The 23,382-nt window shown below is 64.0% G+C and carries 36 protein-coding genes and 1 pseudogene; 20 read left to right on the forward strand and 17 right to left on the reverse strand.

From position 1 onward, the window contains the following. The first annotated feature begins 78 nt into the window (after positions 1-78). From OG874_RS44575 to OG874_RS00655, 18 genes are all read left to right on the forward strand, one after another. Entirely contained in the window at positions 79-603 is a 525-nt protein-coding gene (locus OG874_RS44575; RefSeq protein WP_442943485.1) for a Gp37-like protein, read from the forward strand. Between the two features lie 35 nt (positions 604-638). Further along, entirely contained in the window at positions 639-1,145 is a 507-nt protein-coding gene (locus OG874_RS00575; protein WP_330253146.1) for an NUMOD4 domain-containing protein, read from the forward strand. Next, a complete protein-coding gene (locus OG874_RS00580; protein WP_330253147.1) occupies positions 1,121-1,858 on the forward strand; it encodes a translation initiation factor IF-2 N-terminal domain-containing protein in 738 nt (245 codons plus the stop codon). The genes OG874_RS00575 and OG874_RS00580 overlap by 25 nt, the downstream gene beginning before the upstream one ends. Next, positions 1,855-2,040: a hypothetical protein gene (locus OG874_RS00585; protein ID WP_330253148.1), complete on the forward strand. Its 186-nt coding sequence runs from the start codon at positions 1,855-1,857 to the stop codon at positions 2,038-2,040. Before OG874_RS00580 ends, OG874_RS00585 begins: the two co-directional genes overlap by 4 nt. A 10-nt stretch (positions 2,041-2,050) precedes the next feature. Next, positions 2,051-2,188 (forward strand): hypothetical protein, encoded by a 138-nt coding sequence (locus OG874_RS00590; protein WP_330253149.1) that lies wholly within the window; start codon positions 2,051-2,053, stop codon positions 2,186-2,188. Next, positions 2,188-3,639, forward strand: a complete 1,452-nt coding sequence (locus OG874_RS00595; RefSeq protein ID WP_330253150.1) for a glycoside hydrolase domain-containing protein — start codon at positions 2,188-2,190, stop codon at positions 3,637-3,639. Before OG874_RS00590 ends, OG874_RS00595 begins: the two co-directional genes overlap by 1 nt. Next, positions 3,636-3,989, forward strand: a complete 354-nt coding sequence (locus tag OG874_RS00600) for a hypothetical protein (protein ID WP_330253151.1) — start codon at positions 3,636-3,638, stop codon at positions 3,987-3,989. The genes OG874_RS00595 and OG874_RS00600 overlap by 4 nt, the downstream gene beginning before the upstream one ends. 70 nt (positions 3,990-4,059) lie before the next feature. Further along, positions 4,060-4,290: a hypothetical protein gene (locus tag OG874_RS00605; protein ID WP_330253152.1), complete on the forward strand. Its 231-nt coding sequence runs from the start codon at positions 4,060-4,062 to the stop codon at positions 4,288-4,290. Continuing rightward, positions 4,283-4,816 (forward strand): hypothetical protein, encoded by a 534-nt coding sequence (locus OG874_RS00610; RefSeq protein ID WP_330253153.1) that lies wholly within the window; start codon positions 4,283-4,285, stop codon positions 4,814-4,816. The genes OG874_RS00605 and OG874_RS00610 overlap by 8 nt, the downstream gene beginning before the upstream one ends. Before the next feature lie 171 nt (positions 4,817-4,987). Further along, positions 4,988-5,344, forward strand: a complete 357-nt coding sequence (locus tag OG874_RS00615; RefSeq protein WP_330253154.1) for a hypothetical protein — start codon at positions 4,988-4,990, stop codon at positions 5,342-5,344. Between the two features lie 6 nt (positions 5,345-5,350). Further along, on the forward strand, positions 5,351-6,208 hold the full coding sequence (locus tag OG874_RS00620; protein ID WP_330253155.1) for a hypothetical protein: 858 nt from the start codon (positions 5,351-5,353) through the stop codon (positions 6,206-6,208). Further along, positions 6,208-6,615: a hypothetical protein gene (locus tag OG874_RS00625; RefSeq protein WP_330253156.1), complete on the forward strand. Its 408-nt coding sequence runs from the start codon at positions 6,208-6,210 to the stop codon at positions 6,613-6,615. The genes OG874_RS00620 and OG874_RS00625 overlap by 1 nt, the downstream gene beginning before the upstream one ends. Continuing rightward, positions 6,612-7,025 (forward strand): hypothetical protein, encoded by a 414-nt coding sequence (locus OG874_RS00630; protein WP_330253157.1) that lies wholly within the window; start codon positions 6,612-6,614, stop codon positions 7,023-7,025. The genes OG874_RS00625 and OG874_RS00630 overlap by 4 nt, the downstream gene beginning before the upstream one ends. Positions 7,026-7,071: 46 nt before the next feature. Continuing rightward, complete coding sequence (locus OG874_RS00635) at positions 7,072-7,509, forward strand: hypothetical protein (protein WP_330253158.1); 438 nt, start codon at positions 7,072-7,074, stop codon at positions 7,507-7,509. 1 nt (position 7,510) lies between these two features. Further along, a complete protein-coding gene (locus OG874_RS00640) occupies positions 7,511-8,362 on the forward strand; it encodes a hypothetical protein (protein WP_330253159.1) in 852 nt (283 codons plus the stop codon). A 74-nt stretch (positions 8,363-8,436) separates the two neighbouring features. Next, positions 8,437-9,696 (forward strand): SGNH/GDSL hydrolase family protein, encoded by a 1,260-nt coding sequence (locus OG874_RS00645; protein ID WP_330253160.1) that lies wholly within the window; start codon positions 8,437-8,439, stop codon positions 9,694-9,696. 10 nt (positions 9,697-9,706) lie between these two features. Then, positions 9,707-10,096 (forward strand): hypothetical protein, encoded by a 390-nt coding sequence (locus OG874_RS00650; RefSeq protein WP_330253161.1) that lies wholly within the window; start codon positions 9,707-9,709, stop codon positions 10,094-10,096. 117 nt (positions 10,097-10,213) lie between these two features. Continuing rightward, the gene (locus OG874_RS00655) at positions 10,214-10,873 is read left to right on the forward strand and encodes a hypothetical protein (protein WP_330253162.1); all 660 of its coding nucleotides are present in this window, start codon (positions 10,214-10,216) and stop codon (positions 10,871-10,873) included. On the opposite strand, the gene OG874_RS00660 is transcribed toward OG874_RS00655, so the two are convergent. The 8 genes from OG874_RS00660 to OG874_RS00695 all read right to left on the reverse strand — a co-directional run bounded on the left by OG874_RS00660 (position 10,866) and on the right by OG874_RS00695 (position 13,228). Continuing rightward, on the reverse strand, positions 10,866-11,057 hold the full coding sequence (locus OG874_RS00660; protein WP_330253163.1) for a hypothetical protein: 192 nt from the start codon (positions 11,055-11,057) through the stop codon (positions 10,866-10,868). The genes OG874_RS00655 and OG874_RS00660 overlap by 8 nt on opposite strands. A gap of 156 nt (positions 11,058-11,213) precedes the next feature. Further along, positions 11,214-11,510 (reverse strand): hypothetical protein, encoded by a 297-nt coding sequence (locus OG874_RS00665; protein WP_330253164.1) that lies wholly within the window; start codon positions 11,508-11,510, stop codon positions 11,214-11,216. Beyond that, on the reverse strand, positions 11,503-11,805 hold the full coding sequence (locus OG874_RS00670) for a hypothetical protein (protein ID WP_330253165.1): 303 nt from the start codon (positions 11,803-11,805) through the stop codon (positions 11,503-11,505). The genes OG874_RS00665 and OG874_RS00670 overlap by 8 nt, the downstream gene beginning before the upstream one ends. 78 nt (positions 11,806-11,883) lie before the next feature. Further along, complete coding sequence (locus OG874_RS00675; RefSeq protein ID WP_330253166.1) at positions 11,884-12,012, reverse strand: hypothetical protein; 129 nt, start codon at positions 12,010-12,012, stop codon at positions 11,884-11,886. A 62-nt stretch (positions 12,013-12,074) separates the two neighbouring features. Beyond that, positions 12,075-12,203 carry a hypothetical protein gene (locus OG874_RS00680; RefSeq protein ID WP_330253167.1) on the reverse strand — a complete coding sequence of 43 codons (129 nt, stop codon included), beginning with the start codon at positions 12,201-12,203 and terminating at the stop codon, positions 12,075-12,077. An 80-nt stretch (positions 12,204-12,283) separates the two neighbouring features. Beyond that, positions 12,284-12,514 carry a hypothetical protein gene (locus tag OG874_RS00685; protein ID WP_330253168.1) on the reverse strand — a complete coding sequence of 77 codons (231 nt, stop codon included), beginning with the start codon at positions 12,512-12,514 and terminating at the stop codon, positions 12,284-12,286. After that, on the reverse strand, positions 12,511-12,921 hold the full coding sequence (locus tag OG874_RS00690) for a hypothetical protein (RefSeq protein WP_330253169.1): 411 nt from the start codon (positions 12,919-12,921) through the stop codon (positions 12,511-12,513). Before OG874_RS00690 ends, OG874_RS00685 begins: the two co-directional genes overlap by 4 nt. Before the next feature lie 163 nt (positions 12,922-13,084). After that, positions 13,085-13,228: a hypothetical protein gene (locus OG874_RS00695; RefSeq protein WP_330253170.1), complete on the reverse strand. Its 144-nt coding sequence runs from the start codon at positions 13,226-13,228 to the stop codon at positions 13,085-13,087. 215 nt (positions 13,229-13,443) lie between these two features. Between OG874_RS00695 and OG874_RS00700 the strand changes: the two genes are divergently transcribed. Next, on the forward strand, positions 13,444-14,676 hold the full coding sequence (locus OG874_RS00700) for a helix-turn-helix domain-containing protein (protein ID WP_330253171.1): 1,233 nt from the start codon (positions 13,444-13,446) through the stop codon (positions 14,674-14,676). A 222-nt stretch (positions 14,677-14,898) separates the two neighbouring features. On the opposite strand, the gene OG874_RS00705 is transcribed toward OG874_RS00700, so the two are convergent. The 7 genes and pseudogenes from OG874_RS00705 to OG874_RS44580 form a co-directional block, all read right to left on the reverse strand. Beyond that, the gene (locus OG874_RS00705; RefSeq protein WP_330253172.1) at positions 14,899-15,417 is read right to left on the reverse strand and encodes a hypothetical protein; all 519 of its coding nucleotides are present in this window, start codon (positions 15,415-15,417) and stop codon (positions 14,899-14,901) included. 76 nt (positions 15,418-15,493) lie between these two features. Continuing rightward, on the reverse strand, positions 15,494-15,661 hold the full coding sequence (locus tag OG874_RS00710; protein ID WP_330253173.1) for a hypothetical protein: 168 nt from the start codon (positions 15,659-15,661) through the stop codon (positions 15,494-15,496). After that, the gene (locus OG874_RS00715; RefSeq protein ID WP_330253174.1) at positions 15,658-16,164 is read right to left on the reverse strand and encodes a hypothetical protein; all 507 of its coding nucleotides are present in this window, start codon (positions 16,162-16,164) and stop codon (positions 15,658-15,660) included. The genes OG874_RS00710 and OG874_RS00715 overlap by 4 nt, the downstream gene beginning before the upstream one ends. A 274-nt stretch (positions 16,165-16,438) precedes the next feature. Further along, on the reverse strand, positions 16,439-16,714 hold the full coding sequence (locus OG874_RS00720) for a hypothetical protein (RefSeq protein ID WP_330253175.1): 276 nt from the start codon (positions 16,712-16,714) through the stop codon (positions 16,439-16,441). Between the two features lie 41 nt (positions 16,715-16,755). Further along, positions 16,756-18,366: a benzoylformate decarboxylase gene (gene mdlC / locus OG874_RS00725; RefSeq protein WP_330253176.1), complete on the reverse strand. Its 1,611-nt coding sequence runs from the start codon at positions 18,364-18,366 to the stop codon at positions 16,756-16,758. A 439-nt stretch (positions 18,367-18,805) separates the two neighbouring features. Further along, positions 18,806-19,300 carry an AraC family transcriptional regulator gene (locus OG874_RS00730; RefSeq protein WP_330253177.1) on the reverse strand — a complete coding sequence of 165 codons (495 nt, stop codon included), beginning with the start codon at positions 19,298-19,300 and terminating at the stop codon, positions 18,806-18,808. A 54-nt stretch (positions 19,301-19,354) separates the two neighbouring features. Next, positions 19,355-19,606, reverse strand: a pseudogene (locus OG874_RS44580) (AraC family ligand binding domain-containing protein); the annotation flags it as partial. A 54-nt stretch (positions 19,607-19,660) separates the two neighbouring features. Here OG874_RS44580 and OG874_RS00735 point away from each other — a divergent pair. Further along, a complete protein-coding gene (locus OG874_RS00735; RefSeq protein ID WP_330253178.1) occupies positions 19,661-20,650 on the forward strand; it encodes a zinc-binding dehydrogenase in 990 nt (329 codons plus the stop codon). Between the two features lie 583 nt (positions 20,651-21,233). On the opposite strand, the gene OG874_RS00740 is transcribed toward OG874_RS00735, so the two are convergent. Together OG874_RS00740 and OG874_RS00745 are read right to left on the reverse strand one after the other, a co-directional pair. Beyond that, entirely contained in the window at positions 21,234-22,067 is an 834-nt protein-coding gene (locus tag OG874_RS00740; RefSeq protein ID WP_330253179.1) for a GNAT family N-acetyltransferase, read from the reverse strand. Positions 22,068-22,142: 75 nt separating this feature from the next. Beyond that, the gene (locus OG874_RS00745) at positions 22,143-23,381 is read right to left on the reverse strand and encodes an MFS transporter (RefSeq protein WP_330253180.1); all 1,239 of its coding nucleotides are present in this window, start codon (positions 23,379-23,381) and stop codon (positions 22,143-22,145) included. Position 23,382: the final 1 nt, after the last annotated feature.

Consider the following 23,382-nt stretch of genomic DNA (forward strand, 5'->3'; position numbering starts at 1 on the left):
CGTCGGTGCCCCAACTCGTAAAGGGTTGGGGCACCGGCGATCTCGCCAGTCAATGAACTTATCTCGGCCGCAATACAAATGGCCTTCGACCTCCTGTCGGCAGCGATCATTGTTCCCGCCCTTGGGGGTAGTGCTGACGCCCTGCTGGCCCCTATCTATACAGATGCGCTGCTCGCATTCATGGTGGCGCGCAGTGCATTACGCGCCGCAACCCAAGGCTGGACCCGCTACTTCGAACTGTTCCAGGCCAGCGGCGGAAAGGCGTACACCCTCTCCTCCTTGCTGGTCCTGCGTGCTGGTTTCTGGAAGACAAGGGCTTTCGACACCGTCCAATTCGGTGCGCGTGATGCCAGCCCGTTCGTCATCGGCGAAGCCGGGCACGTATGGCTGGATGACCGCTGCGGATTCACGATCCGCGGCGATCGCACCGGCCGCATCTACATGGACCGCGTCTCCAAAGTCCAACTCACCTGGGACCGGCAAACCCAACCGACGTGGACCATCACGATCGGGTCCGATGCGGAGATCCGAGACCCTGTCGCGGCGGCGTTCGAGCAGCTCGAGGAGTTCACCGACGCACTTCAGCAGCTCGGTTTATTCTAGATAGTTCTAATGCTAGAAATGCTAAACTGTTGGATATGGAAGAGATCTGGAAACCAATTCCAGGATTCGGTGGGGATTACGAAGTCAGCAACATCGGGAGCGTGCGAAGTCTGAAGTTCAGACAGCCCCGACTAATGAAGATTCATGTGCAGAAGAGCACAGGTTATCCGACGCTGACCCTGACGATGAATGGCAAATTCCGCCCGCACCATGTGCACCGTTTGATATTACTCGCCTTCGTTGGGCAACCGACCGGTGACGAAAAACAGTGCAGGCATTTGAACGGCGTCAGGACGGACAACCGACTAGAAAATTTGGCGTGGGGTTCAGTATCCGAGAACACCATAGACCAGGTCGAACACGGCACCCATCATCATTCCCGTCTGACCCATTGCAAACGAGGTCATGAGTTCACTCCCGAGAACACAACGACGCACGCCAAGGGCGGGCGCGTGTGTCGAGTTTGCCGCAAGATCCGGTGGGATCGTTGGTACGCGGAGAACCGGGCAAGCCGCTATTGGAAGAAACCCAATACGACCTAACTAAACTGGGGGGCCTGCGCATGGAAGAAACACGGCAGCAACGGCGCGCCCGCGAACGCGAGAAGAAGACCAAGAAAGCCTCGCAGGACAAGGCGCTCGGCAACATCGTCGGCGGCAAGATCGGCGGCAAGAGTTTCCATCAGTGGCCGGCGTGGGACGGGACCGGTGTCCCGCTCCGTACGAACTGCGACCTGAGCAACCCTCGCCAGAAGTTTTTGTGGATGTTCACGGCGATGCCGGGCATGCGGGGTGCTCCGTTGATGATGCCCGCCGAGTACTGGGAGATGCAGTCCTGGCGGATGTGCGTGCTCGGCGGCGACGTCGTCAACGAACCCACCCAGAAGTGGCAGGCCCCAGAGAACGCGGTCAACCCGCACATGGCAGCCGGATCGTGGGTCGACCTCGACGCCCCAGAGCCGCAGCGCAAGACCATCAAGGACATGATGCTCGCGCTGCCACAGAAGGACCGCGCCGATATCCACGCCGCGGTGCTGGCGGAGCTGGGCATCGACGACATCGCAGCAGGCAAGGATCGGCCCGGCCCGCCCGCCATGCAGTACACGGTGGCGACGCTGGCTGACCGGCTCAAGACCTCCGTGTCCGAGCTGCTCGAGGTGCTCACCAACCTGGGCATGTCCAACCTGCACGCAGGTAGCCGCGTAGGCCGCGATGTGGCCGACCGGATCGCCGCACATATGGGGCTCGACGGATGAGCTTCGACCCTGGCGACTATTCGTCGGAGGAAGTCCTAGCCCTGCTCGCTGACGCGGAGCCGTGCGAGATCGGCCGCGTCCTCGCCGCCGAGCGCCGAGGGCTCGCGCGCCCCGCAGTCCTGTCACAGTTCCCGCCGTCGTTGGGCGGCAGGACATTACCCACCGGAAAGGCAATGCCATGACTGACCACGCGTGGATCATTCTCGGCGTCATTCTCGACTGCGTCATCCTCGCAATGCTGCTGCTCGGGCGTTGGCGGCCGTGATGCGCATCGGCTGGATCGGACTGGCCGTGGTCATCGTCTGCATCATCGTGCTCATCGTGCTGTGATGCAGCTCCTCGACTTCTCCGCTGCCCTGATTGCTCCGCAGGCGATCAAGGACGCTGGATACGCGGGCGCCGTCCTGTATATGTCCGCCCGCCGGCCGGGCGCGGAATGGATGCTGGCAAAGCCAGCGACGCGCGACTACTGCGACCAGCTGCGCGTCGCCGGGCTGGAAATCGTTTCCTGCTACCAGTTCGGCAAAGGTCCGACCGCGGACTGGCGCGGCGGCTACGACGCTGGCGTCAGGCACGCTGAGATCGCTGCCTCCTTCCATGAGCAGGCAGGCGGCCCACCGAGCACGCCCATCTATGCGCCGGTGGATGACAACCCCACCCTGCGGGAGTGGAACACCTACATCGCGCCGTTCCTGCGTGGCTGGGCATCAATCGTCGGGCTCGGGCGGACGGGCATGTACGGCAACTCTGCCTGCATCGATTGGGCGCTGGAAGACGAAGCGGCCACCTGGTTTTGGCAGCACAACTGGGGAACCCCGAAGGGGTTCGTGCATCCGGCCGCGCACCTGCATCAATCCGAGATCGACAGGCGTCAGGTCGGTGGCGTCGGCGTCGACGTGAACAACGTCCTGAAGCCAGGCTTCGGCCAGTGGTCGGCTGCCGCACCAGCCCCGGACGGAGAGGCAATCGTGGTGAGCAAGCCCGACTTCAACGAAATCGACCAGACAGGCGTCTCGCCCAACTGCAGCTCCAGGGGCGCCGCGAAACCGATCTGGTTCCTGCTGCACACCCAGGAAGGTGACGGCACCGCACAGTCGCTCGCGGGCTATCTGCAGAACCCTGGCAGTGGAGTGTCCTACCACTACACGGTCGACAACGGCGGCACGGTCGTCGACGTGGTTGACACGGACATGGCGTCCTGGTCGGTGCTCGACGCCAACAACCGCGCGATCAATCTCTGCTTCGCTGGCAGCCGCGCAGACTGGGGTCCGACGCAGTGGATCGAGAACATGGGCCGCGCCATCGACATCGCCGCCTATATCGCGGTGAAAGACTGCCTGAAGTACGGCATCCCGCCGCGCATCATCTCGCCCGAGCAGCTGGGCCGCGGCGAGTCCGGCATCGCCGACCACTGGGCCATCACCTCTGGGCTCGGGATCGGCAGCCACACAGATGTCGGCGATGGGTTCGTGTGGGACCGCTTCGCGACTGCGGTCGACAAATACGCCAACACCACCTTGAAGGAGGCCGTCATGTCCCTGTCCGATGACGAACTGAGTAAGCGGTTCCCCTCGCGGTCGAAGTACCGCACCGACGACAACCCGGTCGACACGCTCGCCGGATTCGTCCTCAACATCGACGCCCGTATCCATGAGGAGCACGTCGAACGCGAGGCCCTCAAGGGTGTGGAGTGGGCGGTCACGCTGGTGAAGCGCGAAGCCGACAGGGGCGACGAGGGTGCACGCGCGGTGTTCGCCCAGGTCGAAGGCGGCCAGCGATGAATCCGATCGACTACCTGCGCGGGCTCCGCGGCAATGAGCCAGTACGAATGATCCTGTGGCCCGCTCTTATCGCGCTGATCGGCTGGCTCGTCGCAAGGGGCACGATCGACACCGACGCCGCTGACCTGATCACCGCGGTTGCCTTGCTGATCCTCGGACCGGTCGGTATCGAGGTGGCGCGCGCCCAGGTCACTCCTGGCGCGCACGTCACGACAGCAGTAGAGGCCACCGTTGACCAGGTTCGCGATCAGGTCGGCGAGCGCTTCGGTCAGCCCGGCCTCGACGTTCTGTCGCAGGTCCAGGAAGTACTCCAGGCGGCAGCAGAATCGCGCGGACGGCACGCGGAGTAAGTCGAATTGTCAAATAACACTTCGGGGCTTACAACTTTCGGCAGCGATCGGGGGTGGAGGGTGGTGGCTGGTGAACGAGACCCTTATATTGAGATTGATCGCTGGAATTACGATCGCCGTTTCTGTCGGCTGGTTCGTAGCCGTGGTCCTTTGGCCCCTCTGGCAACCAAATTTTCGGCCTCCGATTGAGATAACCGGCGTGATGACAACCGTTATCACTGCGCTATTTGGTCTATACCTCAAGGCCAAGAATCCGAAGAACGGTGAAACCCCGAAACGCGGTGGTGACGAGGATGATTGATTGGAGCTTGCTTGTTGGTTGCGCGATCGGCGCGGCTGGTGGCCTGCCGGTTGGATACTTTCTGGGATTCCGGAGAGTGCGCACCGATGACGGCGAACCCGCCCTCGAGCTGGTAATAGATAGCCGCCCACTTCGCCAGCGTATCCGGGAAGCAAATCCCAGGCAGGCGCTGCATTGGGCTGCGCAACGCTGGCTAGTTGTCTTGATGACCTGCATGGTTTTGGTGGGTTTGGTGCAGATCACGACGGTCAGCTACCGCTACCGGACATGCAGTGACAGGTTGTGGGACACCATAATAGATCGGTCGTCGATCGCGGGCGACACAGAAGCGGCACGCCGCGAGAACGACGAGGCCACCTATCGGTGGGCTCGCGAGTGGCTGGAGCTGTCGGAGAATCCCGCTGGCGCGAACCGGCCGGAAGCTATCGAGGCGTTGCGTCAGTACGTGGCAACGTATGAGGAGAACCGGGCGCGGCAAGAACAGAACAGCCGTCTGCGGGCCGACAAACCATTCCAGCGGTGCTGAGTGGCCGAACCTGGTCCGGGTGTCGATGCGTCTGGCCGACCCGTTATCGACCCCACCCAGAACGTCCTGCAGCTGGTCGAGGCTGCAATCAAACGGCAGGACGATCTGCGTGACGCTGAAGCGCGACATGTTCGAGAGATAGCCGATCTGCGCGAACTGCACGCGGAACGAATGCGGATAGCCGAAGCCGACCGCATCAACGCCATCCGGCAAGTCGACGTCAACGCGGTACAGCGTGCTGCGGAGGTGGCAGACAACCGGGCCACCACCCTGGCCGGGCAAGTCTCGACCGCGGCGGAGGCAATGCGCGCCGCGCTCGCGGCGGCACTCGAACCGATCCAGAAAGACATTGCCGACTTACGTCAGGCCCAATACCTGACGGCGGGCGGGAAAACGCAAATCGTCGAAACGCAAGCCAAAGGCGCCAGCGCCGGTTTATGGATCGGCGTCGCCGTCGGCGGATTCGGGTTGCTACTCACCATTCTGATCGCCGCCGTCACGGTCGTGATCACTCTCTCGGGGAGGTGATGAGTCTTGACCGCTCCTGATGGAGGGTCACCGCCTGGGGCTCTAGGCGTAGGGCTGTTCCATGCGCTGCAAACCAAGACCGTCGACGATGCGAAGGCTGCAATGTCCGGCGGCATCGTAGGTGCCGTCACCGGCGCCGAGGAGCAACTCGACGACGAGGTGAAAACCCCACTCGCCGGGAAACCCGACGTCGAAGAGATCCCGATCAACTCCGCGATCTGGCATTCCATGAATCAGAAGGAGCAGGCGACCTTCCCCCGCGCCTCGCTCGTCAAGGTCGTCAACTCCACTACCGGTTCGAGTAGCGGAACCGGCTCACATTCCCACTCTGTGTCCCAATACGCGACGATCCCCGACTATCAACCATCCGGCAACGGAAATGACTTCCTGGAGATCGGATTCATCCGGGTCACCAAGGACTGTCAATTCTCGCACGCCGGATTTATCACCGGGGATTCCGCGACATTCGCGGGCATAACTGGCGCGTATCTGGGCGTGTTCCGGATGAATGCATCTACCGGCGCTCTGACATTATTGAACACGGCGACAGCAACTTCGAACCTTAAAGCCAGCATCACCACCCAAAACACCGAACACATTTTCAACCTCGGCGTAACCGTGACGGCTTCCCAGGACGAGGTCTACGCGGTCGGGGTGTTGCAGGATACGAGCGCGTTCCAAAGCGCGGCAAGCCTGATGTGTACGCGCATCACCGATATCAGCCGCGATACGGGCGGATTGTTCCCTCGGAAGCAGTATTGCTATTCGGGGACATATGCGGCGATCCCTTCGTCGATCGCCGAAGCCAGCCTGAACTACTCGGCCTCTACGAAACTGCCGTTCTATTACCTGCGGGAGATTTGATGCCCGATCGGCTCGCCAACGTCAAAAACTTCTACTACTCCTTGGCTCTCGACGGGTTCGGGATTCGCCGACACATCGGCATTGACGCCCTACCTGACGACGTGAAGGCACTGCACAACCGGATCGTGCCAGCTTTGTTCGACGCGATCCGCGCGGACGACCCCGGCTACGACCCGCAGGGATTCCACATCGACGGCAAGCCCGGCACCGCCGCGAAGCGTACCGCCGCGGTCCGTTGGTTCCTTGAGCTGCTCGAAGCGAACAAGGCATTCATGGAGATAACCGGCGAAAAACATGGGGCGCTGTATGAGCGGCTGTATCAGCCGGGGCAGCACTCGTGTTTCCTCGACGACCTCACCGAAGCTCTGCGCAAGGACGATCCCAACTGGAGAGGGCCCGTCGAATGACCGTCATCTCAGAGCCGATCGAAGACATCGGCGGCGCCGACAACAAAACGAACTTCGAGTTCTCATCGGCCATCGTGCGCGAAAACAACGCTGGCACAGGGCTGATCACCCGACGCCCGGTGTTCCTCGTCGCCGAGGACGGTGTCCTTACCACCCCAGATCTGGATCCCGGCATGGCGACGGTGCGGATCGGGCAACGCGCCTATCTGATCGACATCCCCGATTCGGGGACGCCCGTCAGGCTGTGGCCGTTGATCGAGGCCGGATTGCCCATCCCTCCCGAACAGGAAGCGACGGCCGTCATCAACGGCGGCGGAGTCGCTCGGGTGCAAGCAATGACCGCCGCCGAGTACTCCGACCTCACCTCCAGCACCACGCCTGACCCGGGCAGCACTTTCTTCGTCTACTGATCTCCATCCCCGAAGGGCCTGCGAATCCTGAAGGGACACAACAAACATGGCCGTGAGTGCGAAGTTCTACGGCAAGTTCTTCAACAGCGCATTTACCAAAAAAGTGGACCTGAGCGCGGACACCATCAAGGTGATGCTGTGCACGTCCTCGTACACTCCCGACCAGGACACCCACGACTTCAAAGACGACGTCTCAGCGGAGGTCACCGGCACCGGCTACACCGCCGGCGGCGCCACGCTCGGCTCGCCCGCCTTGTCGTACACCGGCGGCACGAACACTCTAGCCTTCGACGGCGCTGATGTGTCCTGGGCGGCATCTACTTTGACTGCCAGGTACGCCGTTGTGTACGACTCGACACCCGGCACCGACGCCACCCGGCCGCTCATCATGTTCGTGGATTTCGGCGCCGACGTTTCGACGACCGCGGGCACGCTCACCATCACCTGGGATTCGGCCGGCCTGTGCTCGGTCACTGTGGCGTGATGTGTCTGTCTTCAAAGGCGGGCAGGCGCCGAGTGCGATCTATTACTGGGATTCCTCCCAGCACCTGATCGCCCAGATCTTCTACTGGGACGCCGCGGGCGTCGAGCACCTGCTCTACGACCAAAGCGTCTCAGCGGTGGTGTCTGCGGTGCGCGCGGCAGCGACAGCGACCGGGCGCGCCACGACTGTGTCGTCGTCCCCGCCCGCCGTCGCATCCCCGCGCGCATCCGCTACAGCAGCGGCAGCGGTTCCGGTGGTGTCTGGCTCGGCGTCCATCCTCGCGGCACACGCCCAAGCCACTGCCGCGGGCGTTGCTCCGGGTGCGACAGCGGACGCCATCGTGACCGTGACGGTGGCGACCGCGAACGCCGACGCCCTGCCGATCGTGCAAGACGCGACGGTCGCCTCTCCGATCGCAGCTGCCAATGGCATCGCGATCGTGCCCACGGTCTCGCCTCCTGGTGGCGCGATCCTCTCCCCGGTCGTGGTGTCCGCGACAGCAACAGCGCATGCGCCGGCGGTCGTGGCGGACATGACGCTCACCGTTTCTGTGGTCACAGCCTCTGCCACGGCGAACGTCCCGGTTGTGTCCGCGGGTGTCGGCATCGCCCCGGCGACCGTGACAGCTACAGCCATAACCCCGACTCCGGGCATGGGTGCGGGCAGTTCGGTTGTGGCACCCAAGGCGTCGGCCACCGCGGCTGGATCCGTCCCCGTCGTTTCGGGTGACGCGAACATCACCGCCCCCGCTGCGACATCCACCGCTGCAGCAGCAGTGCCGACGGTGACCGGCACGCCGTTCCCCGCCACAGACCTGTATCCGTCCACGACTCTCTACCCGGGAGCACCTTAATGGCGTATTCACAGCAGACGTGGACAGACAGCCCGTCCACAGCCTCCCCGATCAGCGCGGCCCGCCTCAATGTCATGGAGGACGGGATCGCGGCGTCTGCCTCGTCGCTGAGGTATTACCCCTCTGTAACTCGCACGCTGTCATTTTCAAACGGCGGGCAGGGTGGCCAAAGCGCGTATTTCGTTGGTGGCGCTGCTACTACCTTGGCGTCGGTAACTAATCTCTCGTTTCGCCTGCCGTTCCGTCTGCCCGCCACTACCACGGCATGGCGGATAAAGATCAGGAACTACAACAGCAGTACGTCGGCGAATGGCACAAATTCGCTGACGATCGACAGCATCAAGGTTGGTCAGGCGACCGTGCAAACCGTGGGGACGGCAGGCCCAACGGGCAATTTTCTCGGTAGCACGGCCACAACCGTGGCGACATCGGGGACCATTCCCAATACCACGTCCTACTACACCAGCTCCGATATCACTGCGGGCGGCGATCAGGTGCTGGACAATACGGACTGGTTGATTGCGATCGCATGTCACGGTTCATCACAGACCCTGCAAACCGGTATAGGTAAGGTCTGGCGGTGGGCTGATACGACATCAGCCGTTAACGCTGCAACGGCAAGTTCCGGCGGCACCGTCGACTGGGTGCCTCTGGATGTCGTGATCGAATACGACACCACGAGCCGTAAGAAAGCCCTGCTGGTGTTGGGCGATTCAATTCCCGAAGGGTCGCAAGGTCCATGTTTCGCTCTGGCGGGTACTTCCAGCACCGGCGCGGCGACCAACATTGTCCCCACTCCGCTGTACGACCGGTTCTGGGATCAATGGGCTGCCCAGCGCGGCGACTGGATGGTCCAGAACCACTCGCTGTACGGGATCACCGCTCAGACGCTGGTGAGCTCATCTCACACCGAGTACACGCGCCAGAGCACGGGTAGTGCTCATTTCGACGCGGCTGTCATCGCAATTGGCTGCAACGACATGGCCTTAGCTAGGACGCTGGCCCAGATCCAGGCCGACTGGACGAGTTGCTTGACCAACATCCGAGCCATTGTGGGCACCACTGTTCCGATCTACACCGTGAACTTCACTCCATACTCCGGAGCAACTGCGGGGAAGGAGGAGGTCAGGAAACGATTCAATCAGTGGCTATCGCAACGTCCGTACGGGATTGCGGGGGTAATCGACGCGGACAAACAACTGAGCGTTCCTCTGGCTGCGAGTGGTTACCAGACCGCATCCAATATGGACGCGCATCTCACTTGCGACGCGGTCCATCCGAGCTATCAGGGTACGACCGCATACATCAAGGCCATTAGCGCCGTTATTCCGTAGGAGTTATGTAATGCAACTATCGCGCCTTAAGGTAACCATCACCGATGAGAAGACTGCCATCTTCCTCCCGCGCGATTCCGTGCCCGTCGATATCCAGTATATTCCCGAGGATGAATCCTTCCTGTACTACAATCTCCCGGATATCGCCTCAGTCGACCAGTTAGGTACAGACAAATGGCTTATCTGGAGTGTGATACCCGGCGGTATCGCGCCGGTGACCGATCCCGCGTATCAGCCCGCTCCGGCAGGGGCGATTCTTTTGAACATCAAGGGCCTGTGGACGGAAGACGAGCACGCCGTCTACGTCTACCGCGTAGGCTCTGAGCCTATTTATCAGGACGAGAACAGTGTGATCACAGAGTCTCCGATCAACGCCTCTTACCCAGCGCCGCCTGAGTAGTCCTGCTGAGGGCCGTCCCGTAGACGTAACATCGGACGCCTTCCCAACCGATAACCGGCCGTGGAAGAATCGCGACCCATGCAGCGCGCATGGACGCTGGCACTCACACTCCTGGCGATGGGGATCGCAGGATGTAGCGCCGAGGAAACGTCCAGTCCGTCAACACCATCCACTACAGCAGCGCCGCCGCGCACTACCCAAGCCGCGGCTCCGCGTTACGAGTTCTCCGAGAAGGGTCGCCAGCTGACCGCGCTGGTATGGACCGACGACACCGAACAGCTCAGGCTGGCGTATCGGGAGATCACGAAGAACGTCCTGGCCACACATGCTGAGGGCGGCTACTTCCTGAACCTGGACTGCGGCATCGGAAACGACCCGAGCAAAGCAGCGAACCGGCTGGCGGTTGCGAAGATCGCGGTCGGGAAACTCGGTGCCGCACAGACCGGGTTGGCTGAAGGTAAGTCGAGCATCGACTTCAACACCGGCCGCACCTGTCGTGAAGACCAAACCCCAGCAACGTTCGACCCGAACCGCCAGTTGGACAAGGACTACGCCGTCGAGCTGTGCAGGGGAAAGATCGAAGAGAAGTACGTCGCCGATCAACGCCCCGTGAAGTTGGCGAACGTGTCGACCACCGAGGCCGGCGGCCGATGGACCACCACCGGGAAAGCACAGGGCGCCAGCAAAACCGGAGGCGATATGGCGTTGGTGACGTTCGAATGTGTCTCCACCAGCGGTCCGCTACGAACCGAGCTGACGAAGTTCAACGTCAACTAGCCGCCTCGGTCGCGGGCACCAGATACCGGATGGGTGTCGCGAACGGGTAGATCCCTGGCCGTTCCTCGCCGACCGCCTGGACCAGGGCCTGATCCGGGTCGCCCGCGGCACCGATCTCCAGCACCTCGAAGACGTGCACCCCGCCCGCGACGAGATAGACGCGGTCGCCCTGTTTGATCTCCACCGCCGCACACTATCCGGTCCACCTGAATCGCCCCGCCGTCGAGGTGGGGCGATTTCAGCGTTTCTCGGGCACGGCGCACCAGCTGCTCTACCCCGACCCAGTAGGTGGCGTACTCGCGGCTCAGGTCGGCTGCCGCACGCAGCATCCGCAGTTCAGTCAACGGTGGATATCCTCCTCGGCTATCGCTTGCTCGAGCCATGCCCAGCCCGCGCCGGCGTCGCCGCTGTCTTGCTCGGCGATGCGCTTCTTCATGGCCTCGAACAGTTCGCCTACCTGCGCGCGCCGTTGAGGGAGGTCGCCCGCGACTGTGTCGGCCTCTCTCGGTTGTGCGGGGGTATCCCAGCCAGCCTCCCGCATGCGTTCGAAGATGTACGTCAGCTGCTCGGCCGTCGGCCGTACCCGCAACTGCTGGAACACCTGCCGGTAGTCGATCTGCTGCGGGGTATCAGGCATCGGCCCCCCTGCGACTTATCGTGCGGGTCGGCGTCACCAGCATGCACGCCAACGCGACCGCGCGGGTTGCGGCACCGAAGTGGTCCAGCCCTGGCGCGACTATCGCTGTCGCGCCCACCTGGGATGCGGTGTGCACGATCAACGTCGTCGGCATGTAGGTGTTCTCGTCGACGGTGAGTAGTCCCGCTGACTCGTAGCCGCGTGAGCGGATCAGCTGCGCGATCAGTTGTTCGTCGCGTGCACGGTGCTCGCCGGTCACTGCGGAGTTGATCAATCCGATGGCCTTGTCAGGCATATGTTCTTCGCTCCTGTTGCAAGACAGCCCCGAACCTCATCGCGAGGTTCGGGGCTGTTTCGTCATTTCCGGGCTAGATCAGTCCTGGGCGTTGATCTGCCGGAAGTCTTCGCCGAGCCGGTACTTCGGCGCATCCGCACCACGCGGATCCTTGTTGTGGCCGTCATCGGAGTTGCCACCCATCGAACCCGGGTTGTACTGCGGCATAGGAGGTTGTCCCTTCTCACTGTCCCCGGCTGACTGCCGGGGAGGTCTGTGTCGCGCCGTTGCTACCGCTTGCCCCACGGGCTGATCACGCCGTGACCGCGCACGTCTTCGCTGCCGCGATCCTCTTGCGGGTCGGTGTTCCAGGTGTCGGAGTTGTTGCCATCCGGTCCGGGGTCATGCAGATACGCCATTAGATCCACTCCCTAATCGGTTGATTCCTTCTATCCGCCCCGGCGATGCCGGTACGTTTATGCGGGCAACTGCCCGTGTTTCATCTCCGGCTCACGACGCGGGTGAACATCGCGGAGAGCTTGCGTTCACGCTTCAGGTACTGCTCAAGCTCGTCTAGCGACCCGTATGTGGCGACACCTCCGCCGTTGTAGAGCTCCCAGCCGAAGGGCTGTCGGTATTTCGGGCGCAGCAGCAGGCCGTACTCGGCTGCCGCTTCCGCGACGTCGGCGTACCAGGCGGCGATCGACGGCGGCGGCGTGTAGGTGCTCACATCAGCCACCCGGGCCGGTCGTCCACCCACACAACCGGTTTGGGGATGGTGCCGTCGCCGATGCACGCCCACAAGACCGATGTCGGCATCCCGTGGTAGCGGGCTTTCATCGCGGCCTGATCCGCGAATTTCACGGCGCGCGGCCGGTTGAACGGTGGCCCGCCCAGCGACCACGCGCGGATGCAGGCCAGGGACCAGCCGGGGCGCCCGCCGACTTCGATATCCGGCCCGGGCACCCAGGTCATAGCGCTGTGCCGCCACGTGCACAGCTGCCGGTAGGTGGCGTTGCTGAGGAGCGCGAACTGTCCGATCCCGTAGTAGCGGCGCACTCCAGCGTCGTGAGGGCCGGGCTGGTATGAGATCGGTTTCGGCATCGCCGACGCAGGGAGCCTCACGGGGACGCTCATCCGCATACCTCTGAGCTGTGGCGCAGCGCAGCATGGAACTGGATGCAGCCATGTCCGGCGTGGGTGGTGAGCGCGAACCGTGCATGCTCGATGCCTGCGATCAGCTGGTCGTCGCACGGTTGGAGCCGCCACAGGTCCAGGACGCGAGCGGGCGCTACGGCGTTCACGGCTCGACCCGCTCAGTCGGGAGTGCCTCAGCAGCGCGCCGATCTCTCGGATCGAGAATGGCCGGGCGGCCGACGGCGAAGACGAGGAACCCACCCCAGATCAGGGCGACGACTACGACGGTGATGATGACTGCGGGCATTGGGCGTACCCCTGTGGTGTGGTGTCTGGCGTGCGTTGGAGACGCTCAGCGCCGGGGAGTCCTCGCTGCCGGGGTCGGGGTTGAAAACCGTTGGCGATTCGCCGCCCGGCGCTGTGCGTCGTTAATGAGCCTGACGCCGAACGGACACCCGAACTAACAAAAACTTTGTTAGTTTTGTAGGCGAGGGGATAGTCCAATGGGATCGTGAGCACACAATGACCCGAACAGATGCAGGCAATGGTGTCGCCGAGCGTGTACGCCAGGCACGGAAACTCAAGGGCTGGACACAGGAACGGCTAGCCCAGGAGGTGGCAGCGGCAGTCGGGAAAGAAGCCCGGGTGTCGCTCAGCCTGATCCGCGGGGTCGAGCGGGGGGCGGTCCAAGCCTCCCCGACATTCCTGTCGGCGGTATCGAAAACCCTCGGCACCAGCGTGCCCGAACTACTAGGACAGCCATACGCGCATACCTCCACCGAGGACAGCGAGGTCGCCACAGGGATAGCGGTCATCCGCCGCGAGCTGGCCGCCTACGACCTGCCCAACTCGATCACTCCACGGCCTATCGAGCTGATCACCGCCGACGTAGACCAGCTGCGCGGGTACCGGCGAGCAACCAACTTCCGGAAGCTGTCCGCCGCCCTGCCAGCCGTGCTCCCCGAAGCGCGGGCGCTGGCGCACAGCAGCAAGGGCCGCACGCGGGAACTGGCATTCGGCCTGCTGTGCGACCTGTACTCGGCGTCATGGAGTTTGGCTCACAAGCTGGGCTACGCAGACTTGGCGACGATCGCAGTGGAGCGGCTGTCGTGGGCGGCGAACCTTTCCGGCGATCAACTGTGGATCGCCGCGGCACAGTTCCAGCGGGCGTCGGTTTTGACGTCGGTGGGGGATTGGGATGCGGCACAGACCTACCTGGATGTGTGCCGTGCCGCGCTGGATGTGAAGACCGACGACCGTCGCAGTCTGGTGAGTTGGGGTGGGCTGCACCTGCAATCCGGGCTGGCTGCAGCGCGCGCCGGGGACAGGCAGACATCCGACGCGCATTTGGCTGAAGCTCGCGAGACCGTGGCACGTATCGGCGACAACGAGTTCCAGGATCCGGTGCTCGTGTTCGGGCACTCGAATGTGGGGATCTGGTCTGTCGGGTTGGCGGTGGAGATGCTCGACGGGGTCGAGGCGATCCGCCGCGCCGGCCAGATGCAGATCGTGCCGGGCACCCCCCGTAGCCGGGTGGGTCACCTGTATATAGATCTGGGGCGAGCGTATCTATTGAACGGGGATCGGAAGCGAACCTTGGAGTCGTTGCAGCAGGCTCGTGAGATCGCGCCGTCCCAGACCCGCTATCACCCGATGGTGCACGAGACGGTGCGGGTGCTGGCCCGCAGGGAAGCGCGGAGCACGGAGTCCCTGCGGGGGTTCGCCGCGTGGTGCGGCGTCACCAGCCTGGACTAGAGGTAGGCTGACAGCCCTAACAACAATCGAGCTGCCGCAATGCCCGATTGCTACAGAACAGCCCCGGTCATCTCTCGATGGCCGGGGCTGTTTGTTGCGTTCAGGGGTGACCGGTGATCGTCGCATGGGACACCGACAGATTCAGGAGTCGTCCCGCATCCTTCCATCTGCACGCACCCCGCCTCCCAGAACGGGAGGCGGGGCGACTTTTGCGTTCGGGGTCTATTCCGGGACGAGCGTCCAGGTGCCGCACCGCTTCGGATGGAACGCTCGGTCCGACGCAAGGATCGTGACGAACTGGGGGCCGTCGCCGAGTTCGTTCGCGATGATCCCATCGAGGGTGCCGGTCAGGTCGGACAGGCGTTCCCAGTAGCAGCCGCTCCCGCCGGTGGCCCGCCAGGTGCCGGGCAGGATGTCGACCCCGACGAGGTAGGTGCCGTCCCGCGTGATAGTCGATGCTGGCCCTGCGGGCACCGCCGGCAGGGCGGAGGTCTTCGGCGCGATGGGCAGGGTGGAGGTTGGGGCGGTCCAGTCCGCGACCGCCGCGGCGGGTACCCGCTTCACTGTGGTCGGGGCGGTGCTGTCCATGTTGGAGCCGACGCTGGCGACCACGGCGGTACAGCCAGCGAACAACAGGACCGGGATGGCCAGCAGAAACCACGGCCACACACGCTTCTTGCGGGGCGGGTAATACAGGTGATGCAGTTGCCGTGGGGAGTGAGGCGGCAGCGGACTCGTCATCAGTGGATCCTTTGCGTGGGGAATGAACATCTCGAGGTCCGGGCGTCCCCTCCAGCCCGGCGAGAAATATGGGGGGTTACTGCTGTGGGATGCCGACGAGCTGCACGGGAATACATGGCTCCCAGCGCCGACCGTCGGAGTGCACCCATGTGCCCAGTGGGGTGCGGGCGGCGAGGCGGCCATGGTCGGAGATGATCGCGCCCAACGGAAGCGCCTCAAGCGCCTCGAGACTGGCGATGGTCATCTGGCGTCGAACGCAGCCTGATCGGTGATCACCCAGACCTTGACGTGCCAGCCGTCGATGACGCCAGACCAGGCTCGGGTGCCATCGCTCGGGTCGGGAGCCTCACGTAGGCGCAGCTCCGTCGCCCACTGCTGCGCTACCGGGACCGGGTCGTTGTGCTCCCATTCCGAGATGAGGGCGCTCACCTCCCGCATGTACCGGGCGAGCCCGTTGGTGTCGCGTAGTTGCGAGACGGGACCGTAGCGGCGATGCCACCTGAGTGCAGGCAACGATGACCGCTCGGTGATGGCGGTCACCGACTGCTCGGCCTCGCTGGTGTACAGCGACACATCACCGAGGACGAGTTCGGCCATCGCCTTCGGGTGCTCGCTGGCGAGTGCATCGCGGAGGTGAGCGAAGATCCAGTCGGGATCGCGGACGGCCTCCGCACTGGCCGGGGCGTCGGGCTCGACGGATGGTGTGGCTTCCCATTCAGGGAAGGCGGGGGATTCGAGGGTGGTCATGGGTAGATCTCCGAAGAGTCATAGCCCACAACTTGGACTACAGTCCGGGGAAAATATGACTCTGACCATGCGATATTGTCCTGACAACTCCGCTTTGGGAGCGGAGGGTCGCAGGTTCAAATCCTGTCACCCCGACAGTATCGGCAGTTCGGAGGCCTTTTTGAGGCTGGCCGACCCACCGGCATTCGACACGGTTTCACGCCGTCGGCTTGTGCAGGTTCGGCACATCGGAAGTTGTTTGGTTCGAACGGGGTTCCGTCGCGGCTGGTGAAGATCAGTTCTTCGCTGCCGGGATCCATTCCCGTCGTGGCGCGGTCGAGGGTCTCGGCCGGCCGGGCAGGATCACGATCCGGTACCCCTCGTCGGTCTCGGTCCAATCCTGCCGGTGCGGACCCAGTGTGTCGGTGCGGACCATGGCTCCGGCGATGGTGCGGGTCGGAGTGGTTTGCTGGTAGCCGCACCGGCGGATAGCCAACGCTTCGCCCGGGCGCGCTCCGGTGTCGAGCAAAACGTCGGCACGCAGCGCCTCATTGAATCCGTCGACGGTCACCCGCTGGACTGACACAAGCCCGCAGTCGGCAGGCGCGGCCCTCAGAGCATGGCCTTCTCCGGTTGGGTGGTCACCACGATGACCGTGGTGGTGCCGGATTCCAGCGCGAGCCTGAACTCCTTTTCGAGGTCTCCGGTGGATGTGACATCGACGGCGTGGCAGCCCAACCCCCGTGCCACCGAGGCGATGTCCAGGCCCGGTAGGTCGAGCCCGGGCACACCCGGCGTCTCTTCCAGTGCGGCGAAGGATTTGAGGATCGAGTACTCGTGATTGCGCATCACTACGTACACGATCGGCAGGTTTTGCTGTACTGCGGTCCACAGGCCCTGGACCGAGTACTGGAACGACCCGTCCCCGATCAGACCGATTACCGGACGCGTGACCCCACGGTCCCGGTCGCCGAGCGCGACACCGACGGCAGCCGGTGCGGCCCAGCCGATACCACCACTGGCGGTGGTGAAGAACGAGTCGGGCTCCACGGTGGGCAGCCACTCGGCATGTTGGGCCATGGTCGAGGTGGACTCGTTGACGAAGACGGCGTGCTCCGGACGGACGACACTGAGGGCCGCGTAGACCTCGGCCGGTGTCAGCGTGCTGCTCGGGTTTTCCGGCAGTTCCCGGGGCCGCGGCATGGGCTCGGGCTGCACACGGCCGCTGCCGTCACCCACCAGCTCGGTGAGCAGTTCGATCGACAGCCGGGCGTCGCCGAGGAGGCTGTCACCGACACGGGCCGCTGCGGCGACCGTTGGGTCGTCGGTGATCTGCAGCAGTTCGGTCCCGGCGGGGAGGAGGTCGCCGGGCACATAGGGGTAGTAGCGGAAGACCTCGGCCCCGATGACCACGACGAGATCGTGCCCGGCGAGCCGCTCGCCGACCTCCTTGACCGACATGCCGACCGACCCCTGGTACAGGGGGTGATCCTCGGGGAAGGAGGCGCGGTCGGGAAGCGGCGGGCTGTAGACCGCGGCCCTCAGTTTCTCGGCCAGCGCGACGCCGGCTTGCCAGCCGCGGGCGCGGTCCACGTCGGGCCCGAGGATCAGGGCCGGCCGCCGGCTCGCGGTGATGCGCTCGGCGAAGCGCCGCACACGCTCCGGGGCGGGCGCGTAGGTCGTGCTGACATCACGCAGCACGGCGGGCCCTTCCAGGGGCTGGTTCCAGTCGTCGAGCGGGATGGACAGGAACACCGGTCCTGCAGGCGGCTGCACGGCCATCGCGTAGGCCCGCATGAACGCTTCGGGCACGGCCTCGGCGCGTGCGGGCTCGTAGGACCACTTCACCCACGGCCTGGGCATGTTCGTCGCGTCGCGGTTGCACAGGTATGGATCGCCGATCATCAACTCGCGATGCTGCTGGCCGGCCGTGACGATGAGCGGAGTGTGCCCGTGATACGCCGAGACCAGGTTGCCGATGCTGTTGCCCAGCCCCGCGGAAGAGTGCAGGTTCACCAGTGCCGGACGCCGGGTGGTCTGGGCGAAGGCGTCCGCCATGGCGACGACGGACGCTTCCTGAAGACCCAGCACATAGGTGAAGTCGTCCGGGAAGTTCTTGAGGAAGGTCTCCTCGGTGGATCCCGGATTACCGAAGACTGTCGTCAGGCCCAGCGACCTCAACAAATCGTATGTCACGCTATGGACGCTCGATTTCTCGGTCATGGTGGTCAGTCAGCTCCCTTCGCTAGCGGGCACCAGCAGACCAGGCGAGCTTCATCGTGTGCGCATGGATTCCGGCCGATGGCCTTTCTCCAGCCGTATGCCACACAATCCAGTACAGGCTGCCGGCGGCGGGTGTAAGCGCAATGACGAGGAACAACGCTACCCCGCATCAAGATCTTGTGCTGAGGGATCGAAGGTCTCTTCGCGATGGCCGGTGGGCGATCGATCACCCGACATACGTGGGCGACATTCTGACAAGCGCAGCACCCCGCGAGCGCGGTCAACGAGTACTCGGCGCCGGCCGGAAAGCGAGATCGAACAGATCTTTCCTACACGGTGTTCGGCCACGGATTACGTGATTCCTGATCACCCGGCGCACGCCTGCCCAGCGTGATTACATTCTGGGCCGCAGCGGATCTCGCCCTGCCGCCTATGTTCGCTACTTCGCCGGATGCGTTGCTCGGTAGCGGCCGGGTGTTGTGCCGATGATATTGGTGAAGGCAGTGATGAAGCTGCTGGGGTTCGCCCATCCGCAAGCGTGGGCGACGTGGGTCGTGTCGTGGCCGTCGGCGAGCAGGACCAGGGCGTGATAGATGCGTAGCTGTGTACGCCACTCGTAGAAGGTCATGCCGAGTTCGTTGTGGAACAGTCGGCTGAGAGTGCGAGCGCTGGCTCCGATCGTCCGTCCGAGTTCGGCCAGCGACGTGTTGTCCGCGGGCTGCTCGCGCAGCATCCGCGCAATGGCTTGCAATCGGTCGTCGCGTGGTTCCGGCAGGATCAGTGGCTGCTCGTGTGCTTCGTGGAGTTCGTCGACGAGAACTCGACGGAGCCGAGTGCGCGCGGCGCGGTCATGGTCGCTCGCCACGCGGTCGTAATTGCGTGAATCGGTGAGGGCGAGCAGGACTTCGCGGACGAGACCGGATGCCGTGAACACGGCAGGATGAGCCGGTACGAGCCGGGCCAGGGACGCCGGTAGAAATACGATCCGCATCTCGGTGTGGCCGTGAGCACGGTGGTAGTGCGTGAATCCGGCAGGGGTCCATGCGACTCGATTGGCGGGAACGATGGATGTGCCACGGTCGGTGTGCACCGACAAGACGCCACGGGCCGCGTATACGAGATGTCCACGTGGATGGGAATGCGACGAGCTCGTTCCTCCCGACGGCCATCGATGAACCCCTCCGGACGGCCATATCTGCGACGTCTCACCGGGCCGAGGATATTGGCGGCGAACAGGCATGAGTTGGCATTCTATCGGTGGCCGGCCAGACTGCCTCCTGGCGACAGTGAACACATGAGTACGACGATGCGAGCGGCGGTATGTGTCAGGGCTGGTGGTCCGGAGGTGCTGGAGATCCGTGAGCTGCCGGTACCAGCGGTTCGGGAGGGCTGGAGCCTGGTGCAGGTGAAGGGCGCGGGCTTGAACCGGTCGGAACTGAGGACCCGGCAGGGGCATTCTCCGAATGTGACGTTCCCGCGTGTGCTCGGGATCGAATGTGTGGGAATCGTTGCGGCGTCAACCGATCCCGAGTTGCCGGATGGCGCGACCGTTGCGGCGGTGATGGGCGAGATGGGCCGGGAATTCGACGGCGGTTATGCGGAGTATGCGTTGTTGCCCAATTCGCTGCTGATGCCGATCACTACCGCGTTGCCCTGGGACGTCTTGGCCGCGCTACCTGAGACATATTTGACCGCGCAGGGCTCGCTGGACGCGTTGGGGGTCGTGCCGGGTGGCCGTGGGCGGTTGCTGATCCGTGGCGGGACCTCGTCAGTGGGGATGGCGGCCGCGTCGATCGCGTCCGGCCACGGTATCGAGACTGCGGCCACGACTCGGCAGCCGGGCAAGATCGATGCGTTGGCCGCGGCCGGCGTCGACTACGCACTCCTCGACGACGGTGGGTCGCTGGCGGTGAGCATGCATGCGCTCTGGCCCGAGGGGCCGGACCAGGTACTGGATCTGGTCGGGGCGAGCACGGCCGTGGATTCGCTGCACCTGGTCCGTCGCGGCGGGACCGTGTGCGTCGCGGGCTCGCTCAGTGGGTGGGCGATCCAGAACTTCGAACCGGTAGCGATGATCCCCTCCGGAACCAAACTCACGGCTTTCCACAGCGACAACATGAAGGGCAGCGCGGGCACGGCCGTGCTGCAGCGGATCGTCCACGAGGTCGAGGCCGGCGTGTACCGCCCCAACGTGGACCGTGTCTTCGGCCTGGACGAAATCGTTGCGGCCCACCGGTACATGGAGCACAACCAAGCCACCGGAAAGATTGTCGTCGTGCCCTGACCACGCGGCGACGATCAGCGCGACTCGCATGCTCAGTGGCTCTGCCGGTAGGGCTCGAGGTACACGAGCAGCCGAGGGTGGTGCTGCTGCGGCCGCTGGTCACCTCGCCGCTGGTCGAGGTCGGGGACCACCCAGCCGGTACTCCAGCGCTTACTGCTTCCTCCGGTGGAAACGTCCACAAGGCTTCCCGTAGACGGGCGTCCATCGCATGGTCAGTGCGCGGACCAGTGAGGTGACCACGTCCCCGCGGGCGGCTATATCGTTGTATTCCTGCCCGCGTTGAACCGCGACCCCGACCTGGCGCCATGTCCGCACGCCTACCTACCCGACCCGGCATTCCGCCGATATATCCGGGGATGTCCCTCTTCGGTCGTGGCGCATTCGGCTGTGTAGCAAGAGAATTCAGTAAGACACCGACCGCCGTCACGCTCGACAGTCTGCTGACTCGCTACGGCCTGGCTCTGCTCGCCCCGCCCCCGACCGTCGCTGCCGGGTTCACCTCACCTACCCGTCCGGTCGGACCCTGGTCCGGGTCGAGTGCCGGGCCGGCGCATCGACGTCACTGGATTGCTGAGTTGGTGGCCTACCGATTCCAGAGCCTCAGCAGTGCCGCCCGGGCGTTGCGGTCCATGCGAATCGCCTGCTGTTCACCGACGAGCCCGGCAGCCTGCATCGGGGGCGGGGTTGCTGTCAGCGCTCCTTCGGGTTCGAAGCCGAGTTGCAGGTATTTCTGGTAGGCCTCGGTGCGCTGGGTTGTGCCTGAGTAGACATCGACGTCGCCCATAGTGTCCAGCGCTTTGTGCATCAGGGCTCGCGCGACGCCCGTCTTCTGCCATTCCGGTTGTACATACCAGGAATCTATCTGGCCCGCGCCGTCTGAGCGCATGGACATCCCTAAGAAACCGGTGACCTCGCCTTCGGGCGTCCGATGGACGAAAATCGTTGAGTTGCCGTCAGATAGGCTGTGGGTGAAGGTGCCCGGTAAGCGTGTTTCCATATCTGCTATCAGACGGTCCACCCCGCCGTTTTCAGCGCCCGGGAGGTTCGCGTAGCCCTTCCGGATTGCTGCGAACAATGTGCGGACGATGCCGGATACATCCGCCGTAGTGGCCGGAACAATCTCGAATGTTCGCCTGACGGCCGCGGTGTCGGCACGACTGCTCGCCGCGAGTAGTTGCTCTGCGCCCATCGTCGTGCCGGCGCTTTCTCCCCTGGTGTGTAATCGTGCTTCTCGGCCGCCGGCGGTGTTGATCACGCCAGCGCTGTCATGATCGAGCACCGCTGTGCGCCTGGCAATTTCACGTAGGTCGCCACCCGCCTTCGTATAGTAGCGATCCACGCTGACACCGGCTGCCATGGCCGCGTCGACTGAGCGTTTGGCCAGCCCGACAACGGTTCTGGCGATATCCTCAACCACGGATGGACCTTCCTGCCGCTGATAGCCGCGCCGTGCATTGACCTCGGTAGCCCCCGTACCCGCTCAGCTCGAGCGTTATCGATCCGCGGCGGTGGCGCTTCCCGCCGGTTCGGCGGGCAGGTTACGGGTCTGTGGCAGTGTAAGCCCGAGGAAGGCGACGCCGAATTGGATCAGCCCGGCCGACCACAGCGTCGCGGGGATGCCGATCGCGGCGGCGACCGGGCCGGCACCGGCCTGTCCGATCGGTTGGGCCGCAAGCGATCCGAGCTCGGTGAATGAATTGACGCGCGACAAAACGGCCGCGTCTATATGCCGCTGCTGCAGGGTTCCCCACATCACATTAGATACCGTCGTGCCAGCACCGGCGAAAAGGCACAGCGCCATGAGCACAGGTATGGGCAAGTGTGCGGCGAGGCCGATGACAGGCAGGGGGATCAGCATTTGCATCCGGGAGGCGATCCGAGCGGGATAGCGTGGGGCGATTTTCGCGGCCACCGTGCCACCGAGCAGTGCACCGATGCCGATGGCGACGGCCAGCGCGGACCATTGGGCGGGACCGGTGCCGGCGCGGCCGACGACCGCGGGACCGAGCACTATGAACACCGCGAACAGCATGTTGTTCAGCGACACTATCGACAGGTATGCCCACAGCCAGCCGCGCACCCGGAACTCGGCCCAGCCCTCGGCGAGATCGCGCAGCATCGACTGCGAGCGTCGTGGCTCCGCGATACCAACTACCCGCAACCGGGCCAGTTGGTAGGCGCTGATCGCGAAGGACAGCGCGTCCAGAACGAACACCCAGCCTGGGTTGGTGGCAGTGATCATGACCCCCGCGACCGCGGGTCCGACCAGATAGGCGAGCGAGATGGCTTGCCCGCGTAAAGCGTTGGCCTGTTGCAGTCGTTCACCGGCGATCTGCGGCAGCAGTCCGGTGACGGCCGGAGTGAACATCGCGGTGGCGGCCCCGTACACCACCTGCATTGTCGCCAACTCCCAAATCCTGGCATGCCCGGACAACAGCAGCACCGCCATTCCGGACTGGGTGAGGATGCGGACCACGTCGGCTGTGAGCATCACCCGTCGCCGTGAAAACCGGTCCGCGACAACACCACCGGCCAGCATGGCCGCGAGCAGCGCGATTGTGCGGGCGGACAGCACCGTGCCGAGGTCGGTCGGTGACCCGGTGAGGTCGAGCACCGCGAAGGCCAGCGCCATACCAACCATGCCGTCACCGAGCAGCGATGTGAAGTGCCCGGCGAAAAATCGGCGGGCGTTAGGATCCCGGAGCACCGTCCCCGCGGCCGAATTCGCCACC

The sequence above is a fragment of the Nocardia sp. NBC_00565 genome, assembly GCF_036345915.1.
Classification (GTDB): Bacteria; Actinomycetota; Actinomycetes; order Mycobacteriales; family Mycobacteriaceae; genus Nocardia.

Coding starts and splice junctions, on each gene's coding strand:
- OG874_RS44575 (WP_442943485.1), top strand. CDS start 79: ATGGCCTTCGACCTCCTGTCGGCAGCGATCATTGTTCCCGCCCTTGGG.
- OG874_RS00575 (WP_330253146.1), top strand. CDS start 639: ATGGAAGAGATCTGGAAACCAATTCCAGGATTCGGTGGGGATTACGAA.
- OG874_RS00585 (WP_330253148.1), top strand. CDS start 1,855: ATGAGCTTCGACCCTGGCGACTATTCGTCGGAGGAAGTCCTAGCCCTG.
- OG874_RS00595 (WP_330253150.1), top strand. CDS start 2,188: ATGCAGCTCCTCGACTTCTCCGCTGCCCTGATTGCTCCGCAGGCGATC.
- OG874_RS00600 (WP_330253151.1), top strand. CDS start 3,636: ATGAATCCGATCGACTACCTGCGCGGGCTCCGCGGCAATGAGCCAGTA.
- OG874_RS00610 (WP_330253153.1), top strand. CDS start 4,283: ATGATTGATTGGAGCTTGCTTGTTGGTTGCGCGATCGGCGCGGCTGGT.
- OG874_RS00615 (WP_330253154.1), top strand. CDS start 4,988: ATGCGGATAGCCGAAGCCGACCGCATCAACGCCATCCGGCAAGTCGAC.
- OG874_RS00625 (WP_330253156.1), top strand. CDS start 6,208: ATGCCCGATCGGCTCGCCAACGTCAAAAACTTCTACTACTCCTTGGCT.
- OG874_RS00630 (WP_330253157.1), top strand. CDS start 6,612: ATGACCGTCATCTCAGAGCCGATCGAAGACATCGGCGGCGCCGACAAC.
- OG874_RS00635 (WP_330253158.1), top strand. CDS start 7,072: ATGGCCGTGAGTGCGAAGTTCTACGGCAAGTTCTTCAACAGCGCATTT.
- OG874_RS00645 (WP_330253160.1), top strand. CDS start 8,437: ATGGAGGACGGGATCGCGGCGTCTGCCTCGTCGCTGAGGTATTACCCC.
- OG874_RS00650 (WP_330253161.1), top strand. CDS start 9,707: ATGCAACTATCGCGCCTTAAGGTAACCATCACCGATGAGAAGACTGCC.
- OG874_RS00655 (WP_330253162.1), top strand. CDS start 10,214: ATGGGGATCGCAGGATGTAGCGCCGAGGAAACGTCCAGTCCGTCAACA.
- OG874_RS00665 (WP_330253164.1), bottom strand. CDS start 11,510: ATGCCTGATACCCCGCAGCAGATCGACTACCGGCAGGTGTTCCAGCAG.
- OG874_RS00670 (WP_330253165.1), bottom strand. CDS start 11,805: ATGCCTGACAAGGCCATCGGATTGATCAACTCCGCAGTGACCGGCGAG.
- OG874_RS00675 (WP_330253166.1), bottom strand. CDS start 12,012: ATGCCGCAGTACAACCCGGGTTCGATGGGTGGCAACTCCGATGACGGC.
- OG874_RS00680 (WP_330253167.1), bottom strand. CDS start 12,203: ATGGCGTATCTGCATGACCCCGGACCGGATGGCAACAACTCCGACACC.
- OG874_RS00690 (WP_330253169.1), bottom strand. CDS start 12,921: ATGAGCGTCCCCGTGAGGCTCCCTGCGTCGGCGATGCCGAAACCGATC.
- OG874_RS00695 (WP_330253170.1), bottom strand. CDS start 13,228: ATGCCCGCAGTCATCATCACCGTCGTAGTCGTCGCCCTGATCTGGGGT.
- OG874_RS00700 (WP_330253171.1), top strand. CDS start 13,444: ATGACCCGAACAGATGCAGGCAATGGTGTCGCCGAGCGTGTACGCCAG.
- OG874_RS00705 (WP_330253172.1), bottom strand. CDS start 15,417: ATGACGAGTCCGCTGCCGCCTCACTCCCCACGGCAACTGCATCACCTG.
- OG874_RS00710 (WP_330253173.1), bottom strand. CDS start 15,661: ATGACCATCGCCAGTCTCGAGGCGCTTGAGGCGCTTCCGTTGGGCGCG.
- OG874_RS00715 (WP_330253174.1), bottom strand. CDS start 16,164: ATGACCACCCTCGAATCCCCCGCCTTCCCTGAATGGGAAGCCACACCA.
- mdlC (WP_330253176.1), bottom strand. CDS start 18,366: ATGACCGAGAAATCGAGCGTCCATAGCGTGACATACGATTTGTTGAGG.
- OG874_RS00735 (WP_330253178.1), top strand. CDS start 19,661: ATGAGTACGACGATGCGAGCGGCGGTATGTGTCAGGGCTGGTGGTCCG.